The organism is Aminobacter niigataensis, from assembly GCF_014200015.1.
Lineage (GTDB): Bacteria > Pseudomonadota > Alphaproteobacteria > Rhizobiales > Rhizobiaceae > Aminobacter > Aminobacter niigataensis.
Map to the genome: position 1 here is coordinate 372,430 of NZ_JACHOT010000002.1, position 22,455 is coordinate 394,884.

General features: G+C 56.7%; 19 protein-coding genes and 1 pseudogene. 6 read left to right on the top strand and 14 right to left on the bottom strand.

Features of this window, described 5'->3' with window-relative positions; translation table 11 throughout:
• Positions 1 to 8 precede the first annotated feature (8 nt).
• From GGQ99_RS11665 to GGQ99_RS11680, 4 genes are all read right to left on the bottom strand, one after another.
• Positions 9 to 1,247 carry an MFS transporter gene (locus GGQ99_RS11665; protein WP_183262665.1) on the bottom strand — a complete coding sequence of 413 codons (1,239 nt, stop codon included), beginning with the start codon at positions 1,245 to 1,247 and terminating at the stop codon, positions 9 to 11.
• A 55-nt stretch (positions 1,248 to 1,302) separates the two neighbouring features.
• Positions 1,303 to 2,196: an ABC transporter permease gene (locus GGQ99_RS11670; RefSeq protein WP_183262666.1), complete on the bottom strand. Its 894-nt coding sequence runs from the start codon at positions 2,194 to 2,196 to the stop codon at positions 1,303 to 1,305.
• Between the two features lie 9 nt (positions 2,197 to 2,205).
• Complete coding sequence (locus tag GGQ99_RS11675; RefSeq protein ID WP_183262667.1) at positions 2,206 to 3,171, bottom strand: ABC transporter permease; 966 nt, start codon at positions 3,169 to 3,171, stop codon at positions 2,206 to 2,208.
• A gap of 69 nt (positions 3,172 to 3,240) precedes the next feature.
• A complete protein-coding gene (locus GGQ99_RS11680) occupies positions 3,241 to 4,014 on the bottom strand; it encodes an aldolase/citrate lyase family protein (protein ID WP_183262668.1) in 774 nt (257 codons plus the stop codon).
• Between the two features lie 421 nt (positions 4,015 to 4,435).
• Here GGQ99_RS11680 and gcvA point away from each other — a divergent pair, with 421 nt between their 5' ends.
• On the top strand, positions 4,436 to 5,353 hold the full coding sequence (gcvA, locus tag GGQ99_RS11685) for a transcriptional regulator GcvA (RefSeq protein WP_183262669.1): 918 nt from the start codon (positions 4,436 to 4,438) through the stop codon (positions 5,351 to 5,353).
• Between the two features lie 65 nt (positions 5,354 to 5,418).
• Here gcvA and GGQ99_RS11690 read toward each other — a convergent pair whose 3' ends face one another.
• From GGQ99_RS11690 to GGQ99_RS11715, 6 genes are all read right to left on the bottom strand, one after another.
• Positions 5,419 to 7,035 (bottom strand): ABC transporter substrate-binding protein, encoded by a 1,617-nt coding sequence (locus tag GGQ99_RS11690; RefSeq protein ID WP_183262670.1) that lies wholly within the window; start codon positions 7,033 to 7,035, stop codon positions 5,419 to 5,421.
• 28 nt (positions 7,036 to 7,063) lie between these two features.
• The gene (locus GGQ99_RS11695) at positions 7,064 to 7,819 is read right to left on the bottom strand and encodes an HpcH/HpaI aldolase family protein (protein WP_183262671.1); all 756 of its coding nucleotides are present in this window, start codon (positions 7,817 to 7,819) and stop codon (positions 7,064 to 7,066) included.
• Positions 7,816 to 8,535 carry an HpcH/HpaI aldolase family protein gene (locus GGQ99_RS11700; RefSeq protein WP_183262672.1) on the bottom strand — a complete coding sequence of 240 codons (720 nt, stop codon included), beginning with the start codon at positions 8,533 to 8,535 and terminating at the stop codon, positions 7,816 to 7,818. The genes GGQ99_RS11695 and GGQ99_RS11700 overlap by 4 nt, the downstream gene beginning before the upstream one ends.
• A 5-nt stretch (positions 8,536 to 8,540) precedes the next feature.
• Positions 8,541 to 9,470 carry an isocitrate lyase/PEP mutase family protein gene (locus tag GGQ99_RS11705; RefSeq protein WP_183262673.1) on the bottom strand — a complete coding sequence of 310 codons (930 nt, stop codon included), beginning with the start codon at positions 9,468 to 9,470 and terminating at the stop codon, positions 8,541 to 8,543.
• 320 nt (positions 9,471 to 9,790) lie between these two features.
• The gene (locus GGQ99_RS11710; RefSeq protein ID WP_183262674.1) at positions 9,791 to 10,591 is read right to left on the bottom strand and encodes an IclR family transcriptional regulator; all 801 of its coding nucleotides are present in this window, start codon (positions 10,589 to 10,591) and stop codon (positions 9,791 to 9,793) included.
• A 164-nt stretch (positions 10,592 to 10,755) separates the two neighbouring features.
• Entirely contained in the window at positions 10,756 to 11,772 is a 1,017-nt protein-coding gene (locus GGQ99_RS11715) for an isocitrate lyase/PEP mutase family protein (protein ID WP_183262675.1), read from the bottom strand.
• A 289-nt stretch (positions 11,773 to 12,061) separates the two neighbouring features.
• Here GGQ99_RS11715 and GGQ99_RS11720 point away from each other — a divergent pair, with 289 nt between their 5' ends.
• Positions 12,062 to 13,090, top strand: coding sequence for a putative phage abortive infection protein (locus GGQ99_RS11720; protein WP_183262676.1), 1,029 nt, complete (start codon positions 12,062 to 12,064; stop codon positions 13,088 to 13,090).
• A gap of 26 nt (positions 13,091 to 13,116) precedes the next feature.
• Here the strand turns inward: GGQ99_RS11720 and GGQ99_RS11725 are convergent, their stop codons facing one another.
• Together GGQ99_RS11725 and GGQ99_RS11730 are read right to left on the bottom strand one after the other, a co-directional pair.
• A complete protein-coding gene (locus tag GGQ99_RS11725; RefSeq protein ID WP_183262677.1) occupies positions 13,117 to 14,832 on the bottom strand; it encodes a hypothetical protein in 1,716 nt (571 codons plus the stop codon).
• Between the two features lie 246 nt (positions 14,833 to 15,078).
• On the bottom strand, positions 15,079 to 17,382 hold the full coding sequence (locus GGQ99_RS11730) for an ATP-binding protein (protein ID WP_183262678.1): 2,304 nt from the start codon (positions 17,380 to 17,382) through the stop codon (positions 15,079 to 15,081).
• Positions 17,383 to 17,628: 246 nt separating this feature from the next.
• On the opposite strand from GGQ99_RS11730, the gene GGQ99_RS11735 reads away from it, so the two are divergent.
• The 3 genes and pseudogenes from GGQ99_RS11735 (at position 17,629) to GGQ99_RS11745 (ending at position 19,334) form a co-directional block, all read left to right on the top strand.
• On the top strand, positions 17,629 to 18,549 hold the full coding sequence (locus GGQ99_RS11735; protein ID WP_183262679.1) for a hypothetical protein: 921 nt from the start codon (positions 17,629 to 17,631) through the stop codon (positions 18,547 to 18,549).
• 228 nt (positions 18,550 to 18,777) lie between these two features.
• Positions 18,778 to 18,900, top strand: a pseudogene (locus GGQ99_RS11740) (DUF2312 domain-containing protein); the annotation flags it as partial.
• A gap of 71 nt (positions 18,901 to 18,971) precedes the next feature.
• Positions 18,972 to 19,334, top strand: a complete 363-nt coding sequence (locus GGQ99_RS11745) for a hypothetical protein (RefSeq protein ID WP_183262680.1) — start codon at positions 18,972 to 18,974, stop codon at positions 19,332 to 19,334.
• A 99-nt stretch (positions 19,335 to 19,433) separates the two neighbouring features.
• Here the strand turns inward: GGQ99_RS11745 and msrB are convergent, their stop codons facing one another.
• A complete protein-coding gene (gene msrB / locus GGQ99_RS11750) occupies positions 19,434 to 19,838 on the bottom strand; it encodes a peptide-methionine (R)-S-oxide reductase MsrB (RefSeq protein ID WP_108606565.1) in 405 nt (134 codons plus the stop codon).
• A gap of 97 nt (positions 19,839 to 19,935) precedes the next feature.
• Positions 19,936 to 21,126 carry a vWA domain-containing protein gene (locus tag GGQ99_RS11755; RefSeq protein WP_183262681.1) on the bottom strand — a complete coding sequence of 397 codons (1,191 nt, stop codon included), beginning with the start codon at positions 21,124 to 21,126 and terminating at the stop codon, positions 19,936 to 19,938.
• Between the two features lie 228 nt (positions 21,127 to 21,354).
• Between GGQ99_RS11755 and GGQ99_RS11760 the strand changes: the two genes are divergently transcribed.
• Positions 21,355 to 22,440, top strand: a complete 1,086-nt coding sequence (locus GGQ99_RS11760) for a glycoside hydrolase family 25 protein (protein ID WP_183262682.1) — start codon at positions 21,355 to 21,357, stop codon at positions 22,438 to 22,440.
• Positions 22,441 to 22,455: the final 15 nt, after the last annotated feature.

Consider the following 22,455-nt stretch of genomic DNA (forward strand, 5'->3'; position numbering starts at 1 on the left):
GTGGCGCGTTACACGCGCAGCCGCCGGATGGACGGCGCAAACGAAAGCAGCGCCAGCCCGAAGACCACGATCGATCCGGCCATGATTAGGAAAGCCACTCGAGGTCCGAGCAGCGAAGCAACTGTCGCCGATGCCGCCGTGCCCATCGAAACGAGGCCACGATTCAGAAACAACGTGCTCAGAACTCGCCCGCGGTATTCGTCTGGGACGGTAAGCTGCAGCAAAGTGGCGTGCGTTGCGTTGTAGCTCATGAATAGCGCGCCTGCGAACAGCAGGATCATCGGAGCAGCGAACTCGTAAGGATTCAGTGCGAACACTCCCAAAGCCACGCCGAAACCGACTAGCAAGCTCAGCATGATCGCGCCGCGCTGAAGAAGCCCAGCGAAGTTGGCCATCAGCAAAGCTCCCAGCACTGAGCCAAACGCCGCGGACGCAGTGAGGACACCGAGACCGACCGGACCCGATTGAAAGACCTGGTAGGCAAAGACAGCCAGGAGATTGATGTACGGTTGCCCAAAGAACGTCGGCACTACCGAGATCAAGACCAGGAGCAGAATTACCGTATTCCCCCCGACGAAGCGGAGACCGGAGGCTATGCTCGCTGCCAGACTCTCCGGATTCGGTGGTAGCTTCATCGAAGGCGGAAATCGCATTGCGGCCAGGGTGACCAAAACTGCGAGAAAGCTGATTGCGTTGATAACGAAGCAGACGGCGGTCCCGAAAAACGCGATGATAAGCCCCGAAAGAAGTGGCCCGATGACCTTGGTAAGGTTCATCGTCATGGAGTTCAGCGCGACCGCATTCGGCAAATCCTCCCTCGGCACCAGATCCGAGATCAACGAATGCCGCGCAGGTAGATTGAAGGAGATGACCATGCCTCTCATGGTCGCAATGACGAGAATCCCCCAAAGCGGAGCATGACCGGAGAGAACCATGGCGGCCAAGACCGATGCCAAGACCATGGAGGTGGTCTGTGTAATCATCATCAGCTTGCGCCGTTCCATACGATCGGCCACCGCCCCACCTATTAGAGTGCAGAGCAATATGGGCAGGCCGCGACAAAGATTGACGATGCCGAGGTAGAAGACCGAACCTGTCTGCTCGAGCACCAGCCAATTCAGAGCAATCTGATCCAGCCAGTCTCCCGTATGCGAGATGAGCGTTCCTACCCAAAGCAGTCGATAGTTGCGATGCCTCAGCGACGCGAGAAAGCGCAGTCGACCCGGCCCTCGAAAGAATGGCTGCATGGTATAAACTGCTCCCCTGCATATCGATGGACTCCTCAGACAAGGGTTTCACCACTCAACGCGAACGCAACTTAGGATCGAGAATGTCGCGCAAAGCGTCCCCAAGGAAGTTGAAGCCAAAAACCACCAAGGTGATCGCCAAGCCCGGGAAGATTGCCAGCCACGGAGCTTCAGTCATGTAACGTTGAGTCTTGCCCGACAGCATCGCGCCCCAAGAAGGTTCGGGTGGCGGGGTACCGAGGCCCAGGAAACTCAACGACGCTTCCGACAGAATCGCGCTGCCGAGCCCTGCAGTGGCAAGGATGATGAATGGAGCCACGCAGTTGGGCAGCACATGACGGAACAGGATCCGCCAGGTTGAAAGCCCGAGATTGTGTGCGGCTTCTACGAATGGCTTCTCTCGAACGGTCAGGGCGCTAGACCTGATCACGCGGGCTGCGTTGGGCATGATGACCACCGCGAGAGCGATGATCACATTTCGAACGCTGGAACCCAGTGCGGCTACCATTGCAAGCGCGAGGACAAGCATGGGGAATGCCATCAGGGTGTCCATAACTCGCTGAATCAGGGAGTCGAGCTTGCCGCCGAAATAACCACTGATCAGACCGAGAACAGATCCCGTGGTGGTTCCCAGCAATACCGCAGACAAGCCGACGAACAGCGAGATGCGAGCGCCCCAGATCAAGCGGCTGAGGATGTCGCGCCCGAACTCGTCTGTACCGAACCAGTTCGAGGCATTCGGCGGAGTGAGCAGGTTAGATGAGTCGATCTTTAGTGGATCAAACGGCGCAAGCCAGGGCGCAAACAACGCAACCAGGCAGAACACAAGAATGATCACACCTCCGATGGCACCGAGTGGCTTCTTGCGCATCAAGGATAAGGTCTTGGCCAGACGGCTCTTCTTTCGAGGAGACCTCGTTGCGGCAGAAGTGTCCGAAACAGCAGTCATCGCGCGCTCCTATTCGTAGCGGATGCGGGGATCGAGGACCCCGTAAAGAAGGTCGGTGAGCAGATTGAGCACGACGAAAAGGATGCCCATGAGCACGATGATCGTCTGAACAACCGGGTAGTCGCGGTGGAAGATTGCATCGACGAGGTAGCGGCCGATGCCCGGCAGCGTGAAGATGGTCTCCATCACCACAGTTCCGCTCAGGAGATTGCCGAGTTCGATTGCCGCCAGGGTAATGACGGGAAGCAGGGCATTGCGGAGCGCATGGACTGTTAGGATAGAGCGTAGATTCAAGCCCTTTGCCCAAGCCGTGCGCACGTAATCCTCACGTAGGACTTCGAGCATCGCCGACCGCGTCATGCGACTGATGATGGCGGCATTCGAGTAGCCGATCACCAATGCTGGCCAGAACAGTTGCTGCAGGTTTATCCAAGGATCTTGGGTGAACGACACGTAGCCAAGTGGCGGTGTCCAGTTGAACCACACCGTCAGCCCCAGAATGACCAGGGTGCCCAGCCAGAAGCTCGGAAGCGCCAAGCCGCCAATGCTCACGCCCCTAAAGACGTAGTCGATCCAGGTGTCCTGCTTCAGCGCCGAGAGGATCCCGAGCGGCACCGCAACAGTCAGCGATATCACCAAGGCGAGCAACGCCAGTTCGATCGTAAGGGGCAGGCGTTGGAGGATTTCGTCGAAGACAGGGCGGCCGCTCCAAAGAGAATTGCCCGCATCAAGCTGCAAGAGGCCACCGATCCAGCTGAAGTACTGCTGCCAAAGCGGCACATCCAAGCCGAGTTGAACCCGCAACGCTTCAATGGCCTCGCGGCTTGCACCCGAATTTCCTTCCTCGTCGCCGCCCATCAAGATCATTGCGGCGACATCGCCTGGCAGCATTCGCATGATCAGGAAAACGACGATCGAAATGCCGAAAACAATCGGCAATAGACTGATCAATCTTCGCGCAGCATAAGTACCCATTTCAATGTTCCATCAGCCGTTTGACACTCGACATCATCGAATAAACCAATCGATCTGCGATCATCCTGTTCAGGCGCTCTTCAGCTGGTTAAACGCGGCTGCGTAGGAACGCGCCAAAACACGATGTTCGGTTTCCATGGTGAGGATCCGCACACCTTTTTCCTGCCACCATGCGGCCTCTTCCATGCCCTTTGGCGTGCATGGGTAAGTCATCGACACTTGCTTGCCAGCATCGAGCGCAGCGAAGAGCACGCGCTTCTGAGTCTCAATCACCTCAGGCTGGTTGTCGCGATCAGTGGGCACTCCCAACGCCAGGGAAATGTCGCCCCGCCCGGTGGCGATGACGTCGACACCTTCTACCTTGACGATCTCTTTGTAGTTCTCGAGGCCAGCCTTGTTTTCAATCGACACGCAGACCAGGATTTCGCTTTCGGCCCATTCGAAGTAGTCCTTGTCCGAGTGGCCACGCCGAGAGACTGGTCGGTTCGACTCCCGAACTCCCTTCGGAAAGTAGCGTGTTGCGGCCACGACAGCCCGCGCTTCGTCAGCGGAGCCGCAGTTCGGCACTGTAATCCCTTCAATGCCCATATCCAGCATCGTCATGATCTCGTACGCGTCATTGCGACAGCGCACCCACGGAGTCATTCCGCCCGCTCGGGCCGCAGCAACCATAGCGTAAAAGGCCTCGTACCCGAACGGTGAGTGATATTGGTCAAACTTCACGAAGTCAGAACCAACATTGGCTGCCACATCCACCAGCGCTGGGGCTGGAACTTTCACGTGCACGCCGAAGGAGGACTTTTCTGCCCGGTAATTTTGCTTAACGCGGTTTTTCGATAGCACTGTCGTCTCCTTGACGAAGGTTCAATGGGTTGTCATCCCGGCGATGCCTAGCGCTGAGCCATGCTTGCCGAAGCTAGTGGCGCACTGACGCGCCTCACCTCACAAATGGCCGGACCAGTGCCGCTACGCGACGAAATGAGCCGACCGCCTGAAAACTGTTGCTGTAAACTCCTCCACGTTCCAGGATTCTGACCTACGGTTGGGCTTCGCTCTCCTCAGCGAAAGCCCTCAATCAGGCTCCATGGCGAAGGGCGCAATGCGCTGCCTTCTGCACCGACGTATCGGGCAGACGGGCCATGCAGGCAAACGACAAAACTGCTAACTGGCTTTACAATTTCTCATGGCTTCGCCTCCTTTTTCGGCTGCGTCCGCCTGATTTTTGTGCGTATTAGTTGCCGATACCTACAGGGATTTCGGGCACATGAGATTACCTCCGCTCAACCCACTCAAGGCCTTCGAAGCTGCGGCTAGGCATCAGAGCTTTCAGGATGCGGCTCAAGAAATGAACGTCACGCCGGGGGCTATCAGCCGCCAGGTCAAGGCGCTGGAGGACTATCTCGGATTTCCCCTGTTCGTCCGGGTACACAACGGCATCGAACCGACACCGGAAGCAAAGGCCTACTACGAATCCATGCGGGCCGCATTCCTGCTCATCGAAAAGAGCACCAAAGAACTGCTTTCCCAAAAGCGTGATGGGCCACTGAACGTTTGGTGCTCGCGGCTCTTCATGCGGCAATGGCTCGTCCCGAGGCTGACCATCTTTCAAGAGTTGCATCCCGCGCAGGAGGTGCGGCTCGCTGGAGGACGCTCCGACGAGCCCCTCCCTTCGGACATCGACTTGGCAATCCGGTTCGGGACGGGGCCGTGGGATCCGTGGGAATCTCACTATTTGATGGGAAACAGCATCGTTCCTGTATGCAGTCCGGAGTATCTCGAAGCACACGGCCCTATTCAAACCCCCGCAGACTTGCTCAAGCACCCCCTTCTCTTTACCGCGACGCGAATGGACGATTGGGATATGTGGCTGAGGTCCGCCGGGGTCGAGGACTTCACGATTAGCCGTAAGATCACGCTTCAAGGCGACGGCCTCGCATATCGGGCTGCGGTGGAAGGACTTGGGGTTGCAATCGGCCGACGCGAGTTTCTGGAACCGGATGTCAAGTCGGGACGGCTTGTGACACCCTTCGAACATAGCGTCAGGCTCGAGGGAGCCTTCTATTTGATCTATCCGACCGCGGTACGGTATCCTCGAAAAGTCATCGAGTTCAGGAACTGGCTGCTGAAAGAGGCAAACGAGCCTTGGCATCACCGTCCCGCGACGAAGACGCTGAAATCCTGACTTGCTGCCTCTGCCACGCACAGTGACGCTGGGCGAAGCGTTCGGTCGCCCAGCGTTTGGTTGTTCTACGATATCCAGGCTTCCTGGAGCTTCCTGTTGTTGTCGGCCTGTGAATGGAGATAGACCCCATTCAGACGCTTCGAATGCGCAAAGAAGTCCTTTTTCCAGAAGAAGAGCAGAAAGGCGAAATCACTGAGGGCTGCGGCATTCATCTGATCGACTAGCGCCTTCCGCGATGTCTTGTCCGGATCGACCGATTGCCGATCGAATAGTTCGTCTACCGCGTTGTCTGCCACTCCAGAATAGTTCAGCGACCCTTTGGCTCGGTGATACTCGCCGAAAATCAAGTCAGGATCGTTGCCGAGCCCGCCGATTTGAGTCGTTGCAATTTCGAAGTTGTGCTCATTGATCTGCTCGAAATAGGTAGCGCTTTCCTTCAAATCGACCGCAACTCGCACACCGACAAGGGCCAGTTGATCCTTGACGAACAGAGCACGCGCTTCGTGTGTTGATGTGCCTTTTCGCGCCAACAGCTTCACGGTCAAGCCTTCAGGATACCCAGCCTCTGACAAGAGTTGAAGCGCCTTCTCGCGTCGTGCCGCCATGTCGGGACCGTAACCCGAGATCGCGGTAAGTTCCTGGGAAGGAAGTTCCCATGGTCCCGGAGGCATGAATCCACCGACGCTCGCAAACCCCCTGGTGGCTACTTGAACGGCAGCCTCTCGATCGAGTGCGAGGCTGATGGCCTCGCGAACCCGAATATCATCGAACGGCTTGGCCCTCGTGTTGAGACTGATGCCGTCTCCGGAGAGGCTCGATGCTTCCAGAACGGCGATGCGGTCGCCATACTTTGCTTCTGTTTCGGCTTTTTGTTCGCCGCTGATTTCGCTGTAGATATCGAGCTGCCCATTCACCAGGTTCGCATAGCTGGTTCCGTCGTCAGGGACGATGAAGAAGGTAATCCCATCGAGACGCGGGCTGTCCTTGACGTAGAACTCCGGATTCCTGACGAGCGACAGACTGACACCGCGAGTATAGCGATCAAATTTGAAGGGCCCGGAACCAACTATCTTGTCCTTGAAGCTCTTCGGTTCCTGCTCGCCGATGTGCTTAGGCAGGACAACCATCCATGCAGACGCGAGCGTCGACAGGAAAGCAGGCGCGGCGCGGGAAAGCTTGAAGACTACCCGATGACTGCCGTCGACCTCGATTGCCTCAACAAGCCCAAAGAGGTTCTTTCGAACGCTTGAAATGCCCTCAGGCGGGTTCCTGACAAGATCGAACGTAAACTTGACGTCGTTCGCTGTAACCGGGTTGCCGTCGTGAAACACGGCACCTTCGACGAGGTTGAACGCATATTCTTTTCCGTCGGGAGACACATCCCAGGCCGTCGCGAGATCCCCCACGATCTTGCTCGGGTCTGCCTGATCGTAGGCAACCAAGGTGCTGTAGCAAGGCGAAATAACGGCGATTGCATTGGAAGAAGTGTTTGCGATCGGGTCGAACGAACTTGGATCGCTCGAAAGCCGTACGTTGACGACCTTTCCTTCATTGGCGCTTGCATTCCCAATCACCAGGCTGCCGAAACTGGCGCTGGCCCCAGAAAAAGCAAGTAGCCCGGCACTCGCCTTGAGCATCGACCTTCGTGAGATCAGATGCCGCGAAAACGCGTCGTACTTCATTCTCTCCTCCACTCATTGCGTTACGGTCTTATTCTTGTGTTGCCCTCAAATACTGTGCGGTTGATTGGTAGGCATCGATCAGCAGGGCACGATCGGAGCCAGCCATTTTGACAATCGAATGCTGTTGTTCCGGCGCAAATGACGAAGGCAGAAATGCCCTCTTGCCATGGATTGCTGCCGCGCTCGCGACGCGCGAAAGCTCAGCGGACGACCACGAGGGACACCCCATCAGCCCCGGAAGTGCGAGAAGTCCATGTACGGTTTCGAGAGCGGCGAGATCTTCTACGTTCCCGAGCACCTTTTCACTGTCGACAGCTATGCAGACGAAGACGTTTCGTGCCGTCCACTCCACGAATTCTGTCATCGACATGAACTGAAATCTGAGAGGCTTGTTGGCCTCGCGGTGCCCGTGGGGTGGGAAAAACGCGCCCTCGATCGCTGCGATCGCATGCTGGACGCTCCGGATGCCTTTGAGGACAACTCCCTGGGCTCCCGTGTCCAGACGGGTCATCACAGTCCAAGGGTCCGCCTCGCTCGCGACCAGCGCACATAAGCTATGTGAATAGGCGGCCCGAACCATCTCATCGATGCGCTGGCGGGATGCGTCCGCATGGGTATCTTCGATCACCACAAGGTCACATCCGCCGATGCCTGATATCTCTACCGCGGCGGCAGATGGGATCTCAAGTACGAGCCCTCGGAACGAGGTACCGTCATGTTCTGCCAGCGCCAATCGGTCGAAGAGCGAATATGGGGCGATCTTTGGCTTCAGCGCTGAAATCATTGGGTGATGCCCTCACAAGGAGTCCAGGTGTGTGGATTTGTGAGCGTCTTCATCAGGACCCGGTACTCCTCCTCGATGATGAGAACCCTCGCGCCCTTGGCGATCCATTGCCGCGCTTTACCCCATTCGTTCCGGGATGCCCGTGTTGACAGGTACACGTGCTTGTTTGCGGCGATCGCTGTCTCGAGAATTCGAGCATAGGCTTCTTGCACGATGGGTTTTGTGTTGTCGGTCTCGCCGAGCGCGAACGCGAGGTCCGATGGTCCGGTGGACATGATGTCCACTCCGTCTAGCCCAAGAATGGCTTCGAAGCTTTCGAGGCCACTCTTGTTCTCGATCGCGCACCCTACGAGTATTTCGCGACGTTCAACGCCCGAAGCCGACACAAACTGATCGACTGCAGCGACTATCGATTCAGCCTGCGCTCGCGTGGAGACGCACGGGAACGTAAAGCCTCTGATCCCGAGTTCGAGCATCTGTCTGATGGTGTCGGCATCGACCGAACAGCGCACCCAAGGTGTTATCCCCTTGGCGACTGCCGCCCGGGTCATCGCTGCCAAGGTCTCGTGATCGTAGGGCCAGTGATAGGGATCGAAGCGGACGAAATCGAGCCCGGCCGCAGCAGCTATCTCGACCGTTGCGGTCGCCGGGACCTTTGCGTGAGCGCCAATAGCGACGCGGCCACTTTCGATTAGCTCTCGAACGCGATTTGCCATCGCGCTCAGCCGAGAGTTTGGCGGTTTACGTGGATCTTAGATCCCGGTTTTTCGGTAGTCCTCTCCTCGATCGCATAGAGTTCGGGCAACCCGATTGTCGTCTCGAGCTGCAGGCGGACATCGACCATCTCGTCATGGTCCAGCCCGGCCTCGCCTTCGCGGATGATGTCCTCGTAACAGCGCATCAGCGCCCGGTACATGACCAGGCCAGTCGTGATTGGATAGGAGATGATCTTGTATCCCATATCCGCAAGTTCCTGCGCGGGAAGGATTGGCCTTCCCACTCGATTTCCATGGCTTACGAGTACTGTGAGCGGTCCGTTTACGTCCTTCGGCGCTCGACGCAATTCCTCGACCGTGTTCGGGAACAGGATGATCGCATCGGCTCCGGCATCGATGAACGCATTTGCTCGACGAATTGCCTCGTCGTAGCCATGTGTCTTGAGCGTATCGGTGCGGGCGAAGATGCAAAAATCCGGATCGGTTCGAGCTTCCCGAGCCGCCGCCATCTTTTCAAGCATATGGTCGAGCTCGATCGTGTTCTCCTGGAAGTCGCGGTGATAGTGGGCCCTTTTCGGGAAGACTTGGTCCTCCAACTGAATTGCCGCAGTACCCGCCGCCTCCATCTGGCGTACCGTGTGCCAGACCTGAATTGCCTCGCCGTAGCCTGCTCCCGCGTCGACAGAAACCGGGATTTCCACCGACGCTTGAACGCGTCGCGCGGCCTCAAGATTCTGGCTCATGTCGATGATCGGCTCGGTGAGGCAGCTCGAGGCCCCGAGCATGTATCCACCGACAACGAGACTGTCGAAGCCTGCCTTTTCGGCCATTCTGGCCGTCATCGGATCGGCCACTGACATACGCATAATTGGTCGGTCACGCTTCAGCAGTGAACGCATTCTCGCTGGCGCAGACATTGTTGGCTTCGTCGTCATTTCTGTCGGATTTCCTTCTGGGATCGACTCTTCCTGGGGGAGCTGCCGATGCGCTGCGGAGGCATTTGATCGTCAGGAGCCATGATGCCCCGCCCGATCAACACACTTCATCTTGAAGTACTGATTTCATAACACGATTCTAAAATACGTAAAATGATTTTTTGGTTTCACTGTATGAAACCAACACAAAAGCACGCGCGTTGCCGATTGGCATCGGGTGAAACGCTGTCGACACGACTAGGGGTAGAAGATGGGGGCTACGGACATGCCTACTGGCACGCTGCTGACTGGCAGCTTCTGTTTACCGCTTCCTGCTGCGGTCAGGGTTCAATAGGTCTGGCAGCACGATATCCAAGCTCCGACGAGATGGACTTGGCACCCTGCTGCAACTCGTCCAGGCATCTTTCCCTGTGCGATGCTGAAAAGCGCTCCACTGGCACCGAAACACTCAGAGCCGCCACCAAATCCCCTTCGGCGTTGTAGATCGGTGTCGCAAGGGACGCGCCGCCCACAAATTTCTCCGATACGCTTTCTGAAAAGCCCGCTTTTCTAATTTGGTCGATCGCCTCCCAAAGCAGCGACTGGTCGACAATCGTGCTCTCGGTAAAAGCCAGAAGTGGAACCGTCCCAAAAAACGATCTGAGTTCAGAGTCGGACATTGCCGAAAGTAAGAGCTTGTTCGAGGCCCCAGCATATAGCGGGGACCTCTCGCCGCTCATGGAGCCTCGCTTGGGCAGCCGAAACCCTTCAAGCTGATACAACTGAACCCGTTCATTCCCGACCCGCGCCCCCAGGGAAACCGTCTCATCAACAACATCCCGTATGCGGCGCATCTCGGGCATGCAGACGTCGATCAGGCCGCTATGCCTGGCACGAACGCCAGCAAGCGCCGAAATCTCAGAGCCGAGGCAATAGTAGACATTGTCGGCACGCTTGCCGATCAGCCCCCTGTTTTGGAGGGTGGAAAGAATTCTGTAGGCCGTGGCCTTGGAAAGACTTGTCGCGGCTGCGATCTCGGCAAGCGAAAGAAACGGCTGTCTTGCAGAAAACGCCTGAAGAATATCAATGGCCCGATCAACAGCTTGGACCTGGTAGCTGTTCCGGCCATTGTTCTCTTGCATTCGTATGGATACCCCGACTGTCGGCCGCCCCGGCACTTCGCCCTTGGAGCGGAACATTGGCATTGCGGGATACGAGGTACCACTATTTTCGTCTAGAGCCCAACTTGGAAACGTTGCCGTCCCCGGCTTGAAAAATGAACAATGAGGCTGGCGTTCATAAACGCCTAGACCTTGCGGCGCGCCGCAGCGTGGTGGCCCACCCGCGGATCATAGAGCCCGATCGTCTTGTCGTACTTCGACAGCTGCTCCGGGGAGAGATACCTGTTCTCCATCTCGACGACCTCCGGAAACCCTGCCAGATCAAAGCCACCGAAGCCGCCCAGCGGGTGATCGTTAACCTTGCTCATGAATTCGTTGTACGGATCCATGCCTCGGGTCTTCATGTCTTCGAGCAAGTCCCACATGGCAACCAGTCCGGCCTTGAAGAACATGGTTCCACTCGTCATCGACAGACCCCACTCTTGCATGTCCTGCAGGGACGGAGCCGGATCGATCGCACGGAACGTGCACGTGATGGGACCCTCAATCTCGGCCCTTGCGAGCTTGATTTCGTCAATTGTCTGCAGAGCCTCGACATAGATCATGTCCACGCCAGCAGCCTTGTAGGCGCGCGCGCGGCGAATGACTTCGTCCATGCTCCCGTCTACTGCCGTTCGTGCGTCGGTCCGAGCGATCACGACGAAATCCGGGTCGAGTTCATCACGCATATCCACCGCAGCGCGATACTTCCCCACGGCCTCATCAATGCTGATGAGTTCCTTGCCCTTCACAAAGCCGCAACGTTTCGGTGCGACCTGATCCTCAAAGAACATGCCCGCGGCACCTGCCTGGATGACATCCTTCACAGTCCGCCGAACGTTGATCGCGTTGCCAAACCCGGTGTCGCAGTCGACGATGACCGGAATTCTGACGGCATTACAGACGCGTCTAGCGTTCTCGACCACCTCTGACTGGGTGATCAACCCTGCATCCGGTAGCCCAAGTACATGCGCGGCCATGTTCGCGCCAGAAAGGCCCACGGCCTTGAAGCCCTGGGCTTCCGCGATCTGCGCGTGGATGGCAATGGCGATGCCAGGGCGGAGCAGGATTTCGTCGGCTTCAATCAGTCTCCGCAGAACAGTGGATGTCTTCTCTCGCATATCGAACCCTGCATGGCCTGAGACAACTGCCGAAGCCGACATGCGACCTCATGGATGTCTTTCTGTGCGACGGGCAAAGCGAGCGAGCAAACCACAATTATTCTGGTCGACGTGAGTTCTCGTAAGGCAGTCGATGAACAAGGGAATATGCGACCACCTTGAACAGGGAGATCCATTCCTCGAACTTGCCGACATGCTCAACGCCTGCGTCACTATATGAATGCTTGTCTCGTCACGGGTGCGGATGGCAATCGTTGCATCTTGACTAACTAACGGTAATACGGCCTCACTGCGCAACAGTGGGGGCCGCCGTCAGCGCGGGCAGGGATGAATGAGCGCGCAGCAAACCTTTTTAGTCGTACTGGCATGCGTACTTGTCTTTATCTTCTTGTGGTTGAGAAGCGACAAGATCGTCGGGCAAACATGGTTTGAGCAACTCATTGACCCAGAAAAAGGCGACACAGCAGGCAGTTTCTACAAGATTTTATTCGCCGCACTCGTATTCGCTCTGACCATTTTCATAGCTGCCGTATTGCTATTTACTTCTGATCTCAAATTTACCGACAATTGGGCACCTGGCACGTTTGGCGACTTCATCGGCGGCGTACTGAATCCGTTTCTCACGTTTCTTACTTTCCTCGGACTTCTTGTGACGATAGTTCTGCAACAACACGAGATTCGTGAAGCGCGGAAAGATGCCAAGGAACTTGAATTTGTTCAAAAGAAGCAAATGGCAGCCCAGCAACGGCAAAGCTTCGAGGCCACTTTTTTCCAGATGCTTACGGTGCACAATACGATTGTAAACTCCATGGACGTGCGCGGCAGCAGATACTCGGACAAATCAAGCCAAGCTCCTAATAAATATAGACTCAAAGCCACCAATCAAGAGTATAAATCGCGCGACTGCTTTCAATTTTTTACGAATGAGCTGCATCAGTTTTACGACAACTATGCGAGTGACAACGACCTAGATGAGGTCGAGAAAATCAATCAGTCATACTCTCATTTTTGGCTCAAACACCAGGGTGATCTTGGGCACTACTTTCGATATCTATTCAATGTTGTACGCTTTATCGACGAGAACGCGCCTCCAGCCGATGACACTACGCCAGATAAGAGGCGCTATATGAAGCTCCTACGGGCACAGTTGTCTGATTTTGAGCTACTAATGATCTTCTACAATTGCCTTACCAATTACGGTGAGGACTTCAAACGATATGTCGAGCAGTATACGCTACTAAATAACTTTCCGCCGAATATGGAATTTAAGCCTGAGCACAAGTTGTTCTTCAATGAGTCAGCTTACCATGAGGCAAGTTCTGATCACGCCGACACGGTTATTCAGGAGATCAAACTCTAAGGATTCGCGGACAGAAAATCAGGTGCCTAGGCAGCTACGATATTGCCGTCTAGCTTGTCGTCCCACAGCACGATAGCCAAGGCCTTTCCCTCTCGATGCCAGTTTCCACCATACGCCACCAGCAACTTTCCGACGGCAGCGAGTCCCCTTACTTCGAAGTCCAGGGAGAGCTCGCCAAGCTCGCCTCCATTTGAAATATCAATGGCTCGCACCTTTCCATGACTGTTTGCGACTGCAATTAGGCTGTCACTGAGCCTGCATACTGCGACATACTCCGCTTGATCAGGAACACCATGCCCCTGGGTAAACTGGCCATCTACGAAGTTTACCAGGGCCACCATTCCTTTACCGACCACGACGATATGGCCCGAGTTAAGCACGCATGCTGCCTGGACTTGCTGCGGGAACGACACCTCCCAGTCCATCTCAAATGACTTGTGTAGAACAGTCAGCCTGTTATCTACCGCAACAACAAGACGGTCCCTGTAGTCGAATATCGCCTTAATTCTTTGGCCTACCTTATCCCTAATATCGCTCTGGACTGTCCTTTCTTCGCGGAGTTGCTGCAGGTCACCAGCCGGCATCCAATACCGCCGTAACCTGCCATCTCTGGACGCAGCGACAATCGTTTCGTTGTGTTGGTATTCTTGAACGCAAATCGCAACGAAATTGTCAGACATCAGCGAACGTTTGAGTGGGATCGACTTGCTTCGAGGGGCCCACACCATAAGACCTTCATTAGTACCGAATGCGAGGCGCCCGTCTTTCAGAAAGGCGGCCGAGAGGATGTCAGCGCCTACGTCAATTCGCTCGGCCTGCAATTGACCACTTGCCTGAACGGTAACGCCCACGCCGCCTCGGCCTCCCAACCATAACCCCGTTTGCGCAGCAACGCTGGAGAGAAGGGTTCGCGTCTTGTATGCATTTCGCAATGTGAGAACGACTTCCCGATGTCCAGCATCATTCTCAAGGCCGTTTGAGATTAGCCGCCCAACAAGCTTGACGAAACGAGTGCCCGAATTCACTACCTCTCCGACGGCCTTTTCGAGGTCCTGCTTCGATGCGAACGTTTCTTGCAGTGCCGCTGCGATCTCTTTGATATCGGTTAGAACTCTGTCCGCACCCTCGTTGAGAAACTTGATCGTGGCGTCGTACACGACGCTAGAATTCAACAACACTTTAATAGCAAATGCCGTTGCACTCAGCCGCTGAATGCTCACTTTCAGCTCATTCAACGCATCTACCTGATTGCTATGCAGAATTGTCATAGCAATCGCGTTACGGCTAATCACAGCAGAACTAATGACCTCCTCTGAAGCCTTGACGAGCGTTTGCCCAATCGAGCCGCCCGCTGAGATTGGCAGCCTGTTAGACATCTTTTGATGATCAACGAGCCTGCCCGCACCTTGGACAAACTCATCTCTACTCCTTAGAAGCGCATCAGCTTCCACGTAGAGGCTGTCCAGCGCCCCGGACAACTGCCTGACCGAGAATTCGGCGAATTCATCCAAGTCATGAACTCGATCCAACAGTGCACGAAATCCTTCGCGAACAATATAGATCCGCGCAACATCCTCCTGGGTGGCAGAGTCGGGCGAGACGCTAAAAGTGTCGATGAGCCCTTCAAGGGTTGAGCGATCGATATGGTCATCGATAGGAGCATTTGTTGCATGGCCCATGTGCTCCCTAAGCGCATCGGCACGCTCGCGCACGCGTCTCAACCACTTTTCGTAATCTGACATTACAGACTCGCGTCCCCGCACTTCGCGTCCGGTTATACTGAAATCAATCGATACGCGATATCGTCTACGAACTTCACTGCCTTCACAACTCGGCGCTACATCCAAGTCGGACGGAAACGATCACATAGCCAGGGACACCCTATCCTAAACCCCAGCAATGAAGTCGCTGCGGGCACATATGACCTCGCGCGAAGGGCGAGACGCGTCGGCGGCCCCCACCGCTTTTTTGGACTTCTTGAACTTCCTTCAACCGTTGTCGCGGAGTAGTGGCGCAAACAGGTTCGAAAGAGCGGCATCATCAAAGCTGTCTCCGCCTCGATCAACGTTGCGACTCGAGTAAGAAGCACTGTAGCTGCTTCTATCTTCGAGTTCATATTTTCTCCGCAATGCGATATCCTTGGCTTCGTTCAAAACCGAAGTCGGGATCGATGCACGCTTTGCAAGATCTTCTAGCATTTCAACGTGCTCCTCTAGAGTTGACTCGGTGTCCATATAGCGAACCGTATCAGCTACATCGCGGAACTCAGATTCAATTGCCTCATAGAGAACTTCGATGAGCCGTTCCCCAAGCCCCACGCGCCACTCCTCTTCGGCATCTAAGAACCGGGTTAAGTCTTCGGGCGCATACGAATGGCTTTCGAGCAACTCGATAGCCCCGTCCTCAACCCTTTTTGCAGTCACTAGCGCGTTTGGCAGCTCCCCTAGCCAGTCAGAGTCGCGAAGCTTGGAGACGATCCCGAACAGATCGCCTCCGTCTCGCCAACTATCCCATCCCTGTACCGGAGATGCTGCGAGGGCCTCGATTAGCTCGACAAAACGCGGTTCTCGGCTGGCGAACCACCACTCGGCAAGGAGCTCAATTCGATCTGTGTTCGAGAGCCCGTCCATCGTGTCCCCAAAGCCATGACGCGTCTCGACACGCTTCTGAACTGGAAGGCTCAGGAAAGCCTCGGCAACCACTCTGAAGTTGAGGGCCAAGGCCGCCGCCTCCGAAGAGTCCTTTGTCTTGTGTATGCCGAGACGTTGACTGTGCTGCCAGACACGTCGGGCCCACTCGGTACGCTTGGCCGACTTCGCTGCCAGATTGAGGAGCGTAAGGTCGTCGAGATAGGCAGATAGGTAATCTCTGACGGACGGGTTTACGAAATTAACTTCACGCCCCCGAATGGTGATAAAGCCACCTTCGAGAATCTTCAAAGACTCCTCAAAATCTTTTGGATTGTGAGCAGTGCCGAAATGGCGCGAGAGCTCCGCATTAAATGCGTCGAAAGCCTCCCTCAAGACATCAATATCTGCGCCAAATTGATCACAGAAAAAGAGCGTCAGCAGCAGGTTTCGGCAGGTTGTTGGGATGTGCTTGCGGAACGGCAGGTCCCAAAGTTGGGTAGGGTTATCCAAGGCCGCAATGAATGCTGCCGGATAGTTCGCCGGATCGTGATTTGCAATCCTACTGCCTTCAGTCATGAGCGCAATCAGGCGCGGATTGTAGTGCCTATGATCAACAATCTTAGGCAACATGCCGCTCACAATCAATGTATTGATGTGCGACTGCGGTGTTCCAGTAACTAATAAATGATTGTAGAGAATACGCGCCTTAATCCGTCGCGTGTAAACGCCGACATCAAGCAAGTATCGGCTAATGTCAAGACGCTCATCTGCCAGATGCTCAGAGTGATGTTTAGCTTCCTCGAAAATTGGTGCGCGAGTGGTCAAAATGAACCGTGTATTCGACGATTTCTGAACACGCTTGATGAAGCGCGCCAGGTCGGAGTCAAGCTTTGCTAGAGCGCTCTTGTCGAGCGCCACGCGGCCGAGGAAATCGTCAAAATAAAATACTTGCTTTTGGGTTTCATCGAAGTCCGCGAACCCATCGTCCAAGCTGCGAATTGCCACCAGATCCCAGTCCTCTGCCATATGGGCATAAGCCAGCATTTCGGCCAGTGTTGTCTTCCCGACACCAGGCGGACCAGAAACAATCAATAGATGGTGCTGATCGAGTTTGAGACGCGCCTCGTCAAAGCTCGGGTTTGGGGCGTAAACACGAACCTTTTCTTCAATTTCCTGGCGCGTAATCGAGTTAAACCGATAAGCAGCAGCACGTAGAACTCGTTCAAGCACTGCGGTTTGTGACAGCCAAAGCTTCAGGTGAGATTTCTCGATATCCGGATGCGAGCGAAGCAGCCCATTCAGGTCACCAGGACCGACGATGTCCGCCTCAGTCTGCAACGCAGGTCCAACAATGGCCGCCAGGATCGACTTGTTTTTTGGAGTGATCCTGCAAGAAGTCGAGAGAATATATCTTTGAGGAGCCAACCGATCTATCGCTGCCCGCTCTCGTTTCATTGTTCGGTTCAAGTCCGCGCTTCGAGAGCCAACGTAGTGCTTCGCCTGCAATATTGTGTTGTTTCCACCGGTGGCATGCCTCCCGTCCATGCCGGAGTCTGGCCCTTGAGTGAAAGCCTCAAATCGTATGCCCAGCTCTCGCCCGACTAGATCTCGCGACAGATCTTCGAAGTCCGCGGCTGAAAGGGCTGAAAAGTCGTATGTCACTGGATAGGTCCCAAAACACTCGGCTGGCGGCTATGGCGGGATTGTCGCAGACTTGCTGAACGGCTTTGTCCTCAGCAAGGACGAACTTGTGGTCCCGTGCAACACGTATCGGTACGCAGGGTCCCAAAAGCAATAGCGTTCAGTTTTCGCTTGCTCCGGACACCGTTGGACTTGGCAGTGACGATCAGACAAAGCAAGACTACTTAACAACTGCGAGCGCAAACTGAGATTTTGGAGTGCAGAAGAATGTATCCGGAATGGACCAAGTATGCAGCGAAGATGCCCGCCACCATGGAGAATCGGGTGTTCGAACTGCGGGAGGTTCGCACCATAATGCACATGCAAGATGCGCTGAAATCAATAGAAGACGGACGAGTTGCCGCACGACTGGTGTACGACGAAAGCAAGCTGAACAAGTCTAGGCTTCCTGTCGTTTGGACCTCGGCAAACAGCTGGGCGGATGGCTCAATCTATGGAAATGTCGAGTTTTGCTTCGAATGGGCCCGTCTCGTGTCAGGAATGGAGTTCTACTGGGTGGAGGCAATCACGAAGTACAAACCACCTGCGTATCGATTGCTCGTGAGTATGCCCGGAGCTTCGCTGCCAAATGGTTTGGTCGCCCAATACAACCCCGCAGTCGATGATGGGCCGATCAAATTGGTTGCAGGAAAGTGGTTCTGGAATGGAACCAATACCTCCGAGATTATGTTTGCGCACGATTTATCGTTAGAACAGGCTACCATCGGATTTGTCGACCATCATCCAAGGATGTGCCGTTACGGTGGATCGCAATGTCCAGAGCGAACGCATAAGAACTATCACGCCTCATCACGTGTTCTGTCTCATATCCTAGCCAAAAACGTTCAAACGCTGGACAAGCAACTGTCGCCGCAAAACTCCGGAGGCCGCAACTATGTTCTCGACCACGCCACGACTTGGCTCTGGCTCAAATTGATTCAGTCCCCACCTGACGGCGGTCCGGTCAACGATCCAAAAGATGCGGCAAATGTGATGCTCGGAGCCCTCGCACTCGTCTCCATGGGCAAAATGGAGGCCGCGAAATCAACTGCTGGCACCATCGCAAACAAGACGTTGCGTAAGAATGCGCTTGCCCAAATTGTTGCCGATCATTTCGGCATCGCACAGTGGACGTTCGAAAACGAATAGAGTTCACCTACCATGCCGACTTGAGGCACTTGGAACCCCGGCTCCTCGTGTCCCTCGGCATCGGCTTCCAGCTTTCTAGATCCGGGGCGATGTAGCTCGGCAATCCAATGAGTGCCGAACAGCCTAATTGCCCCGCAGTCGGGGGCGGCTACAGCGCTATTTGGGGGCGCGCCGCCCCCGACTGCTGCCGTCAGAGCCAGGAACATAGGCTACAAATCCGCATAGGGGGGAAAAGGCTTCGACACCAAGGCTGTCCGCACGCTGATCCGCCTGCGCAAGCAGGACCAGGCCGAGCGCGACGAGGCCGAGGCGATCCTCGACCTGTACAAAGCTGCCCTCGGCATGGTGTGATAGCTGGCTGCCCGATCCCGAAGCTCGGGTGGCACCGTTCGCCGGTCAAAGGCGGTGCGAGGTCATGAGCGATGACAGGTACAGGGCAGTTCCATCCTTCCGACAATACCGGTCCGGCACGAGCCGGGCCGAATGGCCTGGCGGCGTTCTTTTCACGCCGCTGGCATGGCGAGATGCCGCTCGGCCAGCTGTTCTGGCGCGACATGGTCACCGTCGGCAGCCTGATCAACGTCGCCACGACGATCGTCGCGCTCGCCATCTTGGCGGCCAAGGGCTCGGCCTTGCTTGCCGTGGCAGTCCATCTGCTGCCCCTGCCCTACAATCTTTTCCTCTATGGCAGCGTGCTGCGCACCGCTGACGTCAGCGGCAACCACAACGCCAACACGGTGAAGCTCGGCGCCACCGTGTGGATCATCCTCGCCAGCCTGCTTTAGAGCGCCGCGCGTCCATTGGGCGCGCAAAGGACGCTCCCACGCAAAATCTGCGCATCGTGCTTTCCGAAAAAATCCGATTTCGGGCCGATTTACCAGCGATCAGGCTGCCGGCTTGAAATTCAGCGCCACGCCGTTGATGCAATAGCGCAGGCCGGTCGGCGGCGGACCGTCGGGGAAGACGTGGCCGAGATGGCTGCCACAGCGCGCGCAATGACATTCCGTCCGCACCATGCCGTAGCTGCGGTCGACGGTGTTTTCGACCGACCCCTCGACAGGATCGTTGAAGCTCGGCCAGCCGGTGCCGCTCTCGAACTTGAGCTTGGATTCGAACAGCGGCTGGTCGCAGCCGGCGCAGGTGAAGGTGCCGGCACGCTTCTCATGAAGCAGCGCGCAGCTGCCCGGCCGCTCGGTGCCGTGGTTGCGCATCACCTGGTACTGCTCGGGGGTCAGCATCGCGCGCCACTCGGCGTCGGTGCGGGTGACGGGATAGGTCTTGGCGTCCATTCAGGGTCTCCCGGGCTTGTTTTTCTTGATCGCGTTCTTCGCACAGATAGTTACGAGAGGCACCGCCTGACAGGGCATCACTTCATGGTGAGCCGGATCAGTGTTTGCGCGACAGCTGTTTCGTTGCCGCTTCGAGCCCGGCCAGCGTCAGCGGGTACATGCGGTTGGCGAAGATGTCGGAAATCATCTTGATCGAGCTGGTGTAGCCCCAGTGCTTTTCCTGCGTCGGGTTGAGCCAGACGGCATTTGGCCACTGGTCAAGCACGCGGCGCAGCCACGCGGCACCCGATTCGGGGTTCCAGTGCTCGACCGAGCCGCCGGCATAGGCGATCTCGTAGGGGCTCATCGAGGCGTCGCCGACGAAGATCACCTTGTAGTCGTGGCCGTATTTGTGGAGCACGTCGAGCGTCGGCAGGACCTCGGCATGGCGGCGCCGGTTGTCCTTCCACACACCTTCGTAGAGGCAATTATGGAAGTAGAAATATTCGAGCTGGCGGAACTCGACGCGCGCCGCCGAGAACAGCTCCTCCACGACCTTGATGTGGTCGTCCATCGAACCGCCGACGTCGAAGAACATCAAAAGCTTGACCGCGTTGCGCCGCTCGGGCCGCGTCTTGACGTCGAGATAGCCGTGGTCGGCGGTGGCGTGGATGGTGCCGGGCAGGTCGAGCTCTTCCTCGGCGCCCTCGCGCACCCAGCGGCGCAGGCGCTTGAGCGCCACCTTGATGTTGCGCGTGCCGAGCTCGACGGAATCGTCGAAGTTCCTGAACTCGCGCTTGTCCCACACCTTGACTGCGCGGCGATGTCGGCTCTCGGCTTGCCCGATGCGCACGCCCTCGGGATTGTAGCCATAGGCGCCGAAGGGCGAGGTGCCGGCGGTGCCGATCCATTTGGACCCGCCCTGGTGGCGACCCTTCTGCTCCTCCAGCCGCTGCTTCAGCGTCTCCATCAGCTTTTCGAAGCCACCGAGCGCCTCGACCAACTTTTTCTCCTCGTCGCTAAGGGTCTTTTCGGCCAGCCGCCGCAGCCATTCCTCGGGAATGTTGGCGACATCGACGCCACCCTCGCCCGACACCGCCTCGACGCCCTTGAAATAATGCGAAAAAACCTGGTCGAAGCGGTCGATATGGCGCTCGTCCTTCACCAGTGCGGCACGGGCGAGATAATAGAAGCCCTCAACGTCATAGCTGACGAGATCGGCGTCGAGCGCCTCGAGCAGCGCCAGATATTCCCGCAGCGACACCGGAACCTTGGCCGCCTTGAGTTCGAGGAAGAAGGGTATGAACATGCCGGGCACTTTGCTTCGGCGCGATCCCACAGGCAAGTCCGCCGATGCCGCAGCCGTGTCCAGCAATCGCTGGCATCGGCGCCTTGGCATGCCTGCAACACCCAATATCTAATTAAAGTAAAAATCGGATTCAGTCTTTCTTGGTAATTTCCCGTTAGCAATTGCCGTCAGTGGGGAAGCGGGGGCGAGTCTGCCTCCGATCCGAGTTGTTCTTGCGTACGGGTACCTATGCGTTTCTCAGCGGCGTCAGCGATCGTTCTCGCCAGCCTGGCCTTGGCCGGCTGCACCTCGAGCATGGGGCTCAGCGACATCATGTCGTCTGGCCCGTCGAAGGAAACGACCGCTTCGGTCGCCCGCCCGGCGAGCCCGGTGCCGCAGGCGGACATCGCCGCAGCCGCGCCTTCCATGCCGGTCCAGCAGGCCATGTCAGCCCCGATGCCGCAGGCTGGTATCTTGGTGGCGCCGCCCATGCCGGCGACGATGGTGACCGAAGAACCGGTGCAGGTGGCGATGGCGGCACCGCGGATCGAACTCGACACCGTTCCAACACCCGACACCAAGCCGATCGCGCTGATCGCTCCGTCCAACCCGATGAAGGCCACGCCCTTTGCGCCGGGCCAGATCTATGGCCGCCGCTTCCGCGACGCCAAGCCGATCAATTTCGGCAAGGCCGCGTCGCCCAGGAATTTTGCCGTCCACGGCGTCGACGTGTCGCGCTGGCAGGGCGAGATCGACTGGCCAAAGCTGCGCACGCAAGGCGCCAACTTCGCCTACATCAAGGCGACCGACGGCGGCGACCATCTCGATCCGATGTTCAGGAAGAACTGGCGCGCCGCCGAGGCCGCCGGCCTGCGCCGAGGCGCCTATCATTTCTTCTACTGGTGCCGCACCGCCGGCGAGCAGGCCGACTGGTTCATCCGCAACGTGCCGAAGGTCGCCGGTGCGCTGCCGCCGGTTATCGACGTCGAATACAATGGCGAGTCGAGCTGCAAGCGCCGCCTGTCGCGTGCAAAGACGCTTGAGAAGATGCAGGTCTTCATGGACAAGCTGGAGCGCCACTACGGCCAGCGCCCGATCATCTATACCGCGCCCGACTTCTACCGCGATAACCTCCGCGGCGAATTCCTGGACTATCCGTTCTGGCTCCGCGCCGTCGCCGAGCCCCCATCCAAGGTCTATCCCGGCCGCAAATGGGTGTTCTGGCAGTATTCGGGCTCGGGCCTGTCGCATGGCGTCGAAGGCAAGATCGACCTCAACGTCTTCCGCGGCAGCGCCAGCGACTGGCACCGGTGGGTGTCGAGGTCAGCGGGCTGAAACGACCGCCTGAAG

Excerpts from the sequence above, each read along its gene's own strand:
- GGQ99_RS11690 (WP_183262670.1), bottom strand. The coding sequence starts at position 7,035 with ATGAAGTACGACGCGTTTTCGCGGCATCTGATCTCACGAAGGTCGATG.
- gcvA (WP_183262669.1), top strand. The coding sequence starts at position 4,436 with ATGAGATTACCTCCGCTCAACCCACTCAAGGCCTTCGAAGCTGCGGCT.
- GGQ99_RS11675 (WP_183262667.1), bottom strand. The coding sequence starts at position 3,171 with ATGGGTACTTATGCTGCGCGAAGATTGATCAGTCTATTGCCGATTGTT.
- GGQ99_RS11710 (WP_183262674.1), bottom strand. The coding sequence starts at position 10,591 with ATGCAAGAGAACAATGGCCGGAACAGCTACCAGGTCCAAGCTGTTGAT.
- GGQ99_RS11725 (WP_183262677.1), bottom strand. The coding sequence starts at position 14,832 with ATGTCAGATTACGAAAAGTGGTTGAGACGCGTGCGCGAGCGTGCCGAT.
- GGQ99_RS11755 (WP_183262681.1), bottom strand. The coding sequence starts at position 21,126 with ATGTTCATACCCTTCTTCCTCGAACTCAAGGCGGCCAAGGTTCCGGTG.
- GGQ99_RS11715 (WP_183262675.1), bottom strand. The coding sequence starts at position 11,772 with ATGTCGGCTTCGGCAGTTGTCTCAGGCCATGCAGGGTTCGATATGCGA.
- GGQ99_RS11735 (WP_183262679.1), top strand. The coding sequence starts at position 17,629 with ATGTATCCGGAATGGACCAAGTATGCAGCGAAGATGCCCGCCACCATG.
- GGQ99_RS11700 (WP_183262672.1), bottom strand. The coding sequence starts at position 8,535 with ATGGCAAATCGCGTTCGAGAGCTAATCGAAAGTGGCCGCGTCGCTATT.
- GGQ99_RS11665 (WP_183262665.1), bottom strand. The coding sequence starts at position 1,247 with ATGCAGCCATTCTTTCGAGGGCCGGGTCGACTGCGCTTTCTCGCGTCG.
- GGQ99_RS11705 (WP_183262673.1), bottom strand. The coding sequence starts at position 9,470 with ATGACGACGAAGCCAACAATGTCTGCGCCAGCGAGAATGCGTTCACTG.
- GGQ99_RS11670 (WP_183262666.1), bottom strand. The coding sequence starts at position 2,196 with ATGACTGCTGTTTCGGACACTTCTGCCGCAACGAGGTCTCCTCGAAAG.
- GGQ99_RS11760 (WP_183262682.1), top strand. The coding sequence starts at position 21,355 with ATGCGTTTCTCAGCGGCGTCAGCGATCGTTCTCGCCAGCCTGGCCTTG.
- msrB (WP_108606565.1), bottom strand. The coding sequence starts at position 19,838 with ATGGACGCCAAGACCTATCCCGTCACCCGCACCGACGCCGAGTGGCGC.
- GGQ99_RS11745 (WP_183262680.1), top strand. The coding sequence starts at position 18,972 with ATGACAGGTACAGGGCAGTTCCATCCTTCCGACAATACCGGTCCGGCA.
- GGQ99_RS11695 (WP_183262671.1), bottom strand. The coding sequence starts at position 7,819 with ATGATTTCAGCGCTGAAGCCAAAGATCGCCCCATATTCGCTCTTCGAC.
- GGQ99_RS11720 (WP_183262676.1), top strand. The coding sequence starts at position 12,062 with ATGAGCGCGCAGCAAACCTTTTTAGTCGTACTGGCATGCGTACTTGTC.